Annotated in this window: 4 protein-coding genes and 4 tRNA genes; 1 reads left to right on the forward strand and 7 read right to left on the reverse strand. The window is 47.8% G+C overall.

All coding sequences use genetic code 11. The features are described 5' to 3' along the window. The 5 genes from ACJHXB_RS24620 to ACJHXB_RS24640 form a co-directional block, all read right to left on the reverse strand. Positions 1 to 321, reverse strand: a 321-nt coding sequence (locus ACJHXB_RS24620) for a GTP-binding protein (protein WP_000031694.1), incomplete at its 3' end; no start/stop codon positions are given. 114 nt (positions 322 to 435) lie between these two features. Then, positions 436 to 511, reverse strand: a tRNA-Thr gene (locus ACJHXB_RS24625). Between the two features lie 6 nt (positions 512 to 517). Then, positions 518 to 592 (reverse strand) — tRNA-Gly (locus ACJHXB_RS24630). A 116-nt stretch (positions 593 to 708) separates the two neighbouring features. Beyond that, positions 709 to 793, reverse strand: a tRNA-Tyr gene (locus tag ACJHXB_RS24635). A gap of 8 nt (positions 794 to 801) precedes the next feature. After that, positions 802 to 877: transfer RNA gene (locus ACJHXB_RS24640), tRNA-Thr, on the reverse strand. 361 nt (positions 878 to 1,238) lie between these two features. Between ACJHXB_RS24640 and coaA the strand changes: the two genes are divergently transcribed. Next, on the forward strand, positions 1,239 to 2,189 hold the full coding sequence (gene coaA / locus ACJHXB_RS24645) for a type I pantothenate kinase (RefSeq protein ID WP_000023085.1): 951 nt from the start codon (positions 1,239 to 1,241) through the stop codon (positions 2,187 to 2,189). Positions 2,190 to 2,220: 31 nt separating this feature from the next. Here coaA and birA read toward each other — a convergent pair whose 3' ends face one another. Then, entirely contained in the window at positions 2,221 to 3,183 is a 963-nt protein-coding gene (birA, locus tag ACJHXB_RS24650; protein WP_000654617.1) for a bifunctional biotin--[acetyl-CoA-carboxylase] ligase/biotin operon repressor BirA, read from the reverse strand. Next, positions 3,180 to 4,208 (reverse strand): UDP-N-acetylmuramate dehydrogenase, encoded by a 1,029-nt coding sequence (gene murB, locus ACJHXB_RS24655; RefSeq protein WP_001016673.1) that lies wholly within the window; start codon positions 4,206 to 4,208, stop codon positions 3,180 to 3,182. Before murB ends, birA begins: the two co-directional genes overlap by 4 nt. Positions 4,209 to 4,409 lie beyond the last annotated feature (201 nt).

A 4,409-nucleotide genomic window follows, 5' to 3' on the forward strand; every position in this document is an offset into this window, starting at 1 on the left:
AGCAACTACCAGGATCGCGCCGTCCATCTGAGCAGCACCGGTGATCATGTTTTTAACATAGTCGGCGTGCCCCGGGCAGTCTACGTGTGCGTAGTGACGGGTCGGGGTGTCGTATTCAACGTGAGAAGTGTTGATGGTGATACCACGAGCTTTTTCTTCCGGCGCGTTATCGATCTGGTCGAATGCGCGAGCAGCACCGCCGTAGGTTTTAGCCAGTACGGTAGTGATTGCAGCGGTCAGCGTTGTTTTACCATGGTCAACGTGGCCGATAGTACCGACGTTAACGTGCGGTTTTGTACGTTCAAACTTTTCTTTAGACATCGATTGTCCCTCTAAGACACGGATAAATCGGTGATATCACCACATCAACCAGGCAACATGCCCGACTTGTTGAATGCAATAAACAGAAGGAAAAAACAGGGAGGAGAAAAGAAGTGGTGCTGATAGGCAGATTCGAACTGCCGACCTCACCCTTACCAAGGGTGCGCTCTACCAACTGAGCTATATCAGCACATCTTGGAGCGGGCAGCGGGAATCGAACCCGCATCATCAGCTTGGAAGGCTGAGGTAATAGCCATTATACGATGCCCGCATCCTGGAACTCGGCTACCTGATTTTCATTCTGCACTGAATATCGAGAGAAGCTCTCTTTATTCGAGCCGGTAAGCGAACTTATCGTCTCGGGCTACGCCATCGCGTGGCCGAAATTGGTGGTGGGGGAAGGATTCGAACCTTCGAAGTCTGTGACGGCAGATTTACAGTCTGCTCCCTTTGGCCGCTCGGGAACCCCACCGGACTTGATGGTGCCGACTACCGGAATCGAACTGGTGACCTACTGATTACAAGTCAGTTGCTCTACCTACTGAGCTAAGTCGGCATCAAGTAGCGCGCATTCTATGGAGACATGCGAGTTCATGCAACTAAAAAATTGCATAATTTGTTTTATTGGTCACATTTTATGCGACACGATGAAGAAACAGCCGAACGGAGGGCAGATTAGCACACTTTTTCAACATCATTGTGCTCAACAATGCGCTCCTGCTAAACCATAATTCTTTTTATCAGATGGAATATCTGTCACATTGCTTTTCAACGATAGCTTCCCGGGAGAGATTTTTTCTTATTATTCCTCCCCATCTGGTGTTACCCTCCTGCCCATTAACCCATTCAACAGAACTGTGATGCGCCATGGCAAATATCGCTTTGCCGATAGAGCTATGACCGCCAGAAACATGCTTATGAGTATAAAAGAGCAAACGTTAATGACGCCTTACCTACAGTTTGACCGCAACCAGTGGGCAGCTCTGCGTGATTCCGTACCTATGACGTTATCGGAAGATGAGATCGCCCGTCTCAAAGGTATTAATGAAGATCTCTCGTTAGAAGAAGTTGCCGAGATCTATTTACCTTTGTCACGTTTGCTGAACTTCTATATAAGCTCGAATCTGCGCCGTCAGGCAGTTCTGGAACAGTTTCTTGGTACCAACGGGCAACGCATTCCTTACATTATCAGTATTGCTGGTAGTGTCGCGGTGGGGAAAAGTACAACCGCCCGTGTATTGCAGGCGCTATTAAGCCGTTGGCCGGAACATCGTCGTGTTGAACTGATCACGACTGATGGCTTCCTTCACCCTAATCAGGTTCTGAAAGAACGTGGTCTGATGAAGAAGAAAGGCTTCCCGGAATCGTATGATATGCATCGCCTGGTGAAGTTTGTTTCCGATCTCAAATCCGGCGTGCCAAACGTTACAGCACCTGTTTACTCGCATCTTATTTATGATGTGATCCCGGATGGAGATAAAACGGTTGTTCAGCCTGATATTTTAATTCTTGAAGGGTTAAATGTCTTACAGAGCGGGATGGATTATCCACACGATCCACATCATGTATTTGTTTCTGATTTTGTCGATTTTTCGATATATGTTGATGCACCGGAAGACTTACTTCAGACGTGGTATATCAACCGTTTCCTGAAATTCCGCGAAGGGGCTTTTACAGACCCGGATTCCTATTTTCATAACTACGCGAAATTAACTAAAGAAGAAGCGATTAATACTGCCATGACGTTGTGGAAAGAGATCAACTGGCTGAACTTAAAGCAAAATATTCTACCTACTCGCGAGCGCGCCAGTTTAATCCTGACGAAAAGTGCTAATCATGCGGTAGAAGAGGTCAGGCTACGCAAATAATTTTCAGGGGAGCTAATGCTCCCCTATCTTATTATTCCGCACTACGCAGGGATATTTCACCGCCCATCCAGGGTTTTATTATTCCATCCTGCTCAAGCAATAAAGCGCCCTGTTTGTCTATTCCGCGTGAAATGCCAAATATTTCTTTATCACCAATGATAAGTTTCACTGGGCGATTAATAAAATTATCCAGCTTTTCCCAGCGCGAAAGATAAGGTGCCAATCCTTCTTGCTCGAAGAGTTCCAGCGCCGCGCGTAATTCACGTATGAGCATGGCCGCCAACGTATTACGATCGAGATTGATCCCGGCTTCCTGCAGCGTGATCCACCCTTGATTAACGACACTCTCTTCAACACGACGCATTGCCATGTTGATCCCGGCTCCAATGACTATTTGCGCCGCATCGCCGGTTTTGCCAGTTAGCTCCACAAGAATGCCTGCCAGCTTGCGATCCTGCAGATAGAGGTCATTAGGCCATTTAACACGAACTTTATCTGCACCCAGCTTGCGTAATACTTCCGCCATCACGATACCGATAACCAGACTTAAACCAATCGCCGCCGCCGGGCCTTGTTCCAGACGCCAGAACATCGACAAATATAAGTTTGCGCCAAAAGGCGAAAACCATTTCCGACCCCGGCGACCACGGCCAGCCTGCTGGTATTCTGCAACACAGGCGTCGCCCGATTTAAGCTCTCCGATACGATCAAGAAGGTACTGATTCGTGGAGTCAATAACGGGCAGCACAGTTACACTACCGCCATCCAGCTGACCCAATATCTGTTCAGCATTAAGTAACTGGATAGGCTCAGGCAGGCTGTATCCTTTACCCGGAACGGTAAAGACATCAACGCCCCAGTCACGCAGTGTCTGAATGTGTTTATTAATGGCCGCCCGGCTCATTCCTAACGTTTCACCCAACTGCTCACCAGAGTGAAATTCGCCATTCGCTAACAGCGCGATTAATTTCAGCGGAACGGTATTATCCTTCATGAAATCGTCTCCACTGCGCTAACTTCACCTGATGCACCAATAAAGCGAACTTCAGGCTCAAGCCAGACATTAAATTTTTCACCCACTTTTTGTCTTACATGATGTGCCAGTTGCACCACATCTTCGCTTTTTGCATTGTCTTCATTAATGAGGACTAACGCCTGTTGACGGTGCACCGCAGCCCCACCCATTTGCATCCCTTTTAGCTGGCACTGATCGATAAGCCAACCTGCTGCCAGTTTTACTGAACCATCCGCCTGGGGATAATTTGGTGCTGTTGGAAATTGTGCCAGTAATGCTTTAGCCGTTTCGGCAGATACAACAGGGTTTTTGAAGAAACTACCGGCATTGCCATTCACTTTTGGATCAGGGAGTTTGGTGGTGCGCATATGACACACCGCATTAAATACTTGCTGTGGCGTTACTGTTGTAGGATCCAGACGAGTTAATTCACCATACGTTAGTACAGGTTGCCACTCTTTTGGCAGACGCAGACCTACGGCTACAATGGCGAAGCGGTCCTGGTATTCATGTTTAAAAATACTGTCGCGATAGCCAAAACGGCACTCTTTGGCAGTTAAGCGCACCTGCTTGCCTGTCGCCAGTTCAACACAGTCAACATAAGCGCAAACTCGCTGTAATTCTACGCCATAAGCACCAATATTCTGGATAGGTGATGAGCCGACACAACCAGGAATTAATGCCAGATTTTCCAAACCAGGCATACCTTCCTGCAAAGTGTATTTTACCAGGCGATGCCAGTTTTCTCCGGCTCCTACATGTAAATACCACGCATCAGGTTCATCATGAATTTCGATACCTTTGATCCGGTTGATGATCACCGTGCCGCGATAGTCTTCCAGAAAAAGTACATTACTTCCTTCACCCAGAATAAGAACGGGTTGCCCTTCTGCGGTTGCATGCTGCCAGGCATTGAGTAGTTGTTGTTCGTCTTCGGCACATACAATGTGCTGAGCATTATGATCAATGCCAAATGTGTTCCAGGGTTTTAAGGAGTGGTTCATAGCTGCTTTCCTGATGCAAAAACGAGGCTAGTTTACCGTATCTGTGGGGGGATGGCTTGTAGTAATGACGACAGGGAGAGTTTGTAGAAACGCAAAAAGGCCCAGTCTTCCGACTGGGCCTTCTGCTTAATTTGATGCCTGGCAGTTCCCTACTCTCGCATGGGGAGACCCCACACTACCATCGGCGCTACGGCGTTTCAC

Source organism: Escherichia sp. WS3227_2 (genome assembly GCF_046486495.1).
In the GTDB taxonomy this organism is placed as follows: domain Bacteria; phylum Pseudomonadota; class Gammaproteobacteria; order Enterobacterales; family Enterobacteriaceae; genus Escherichia; species Escherichia coli.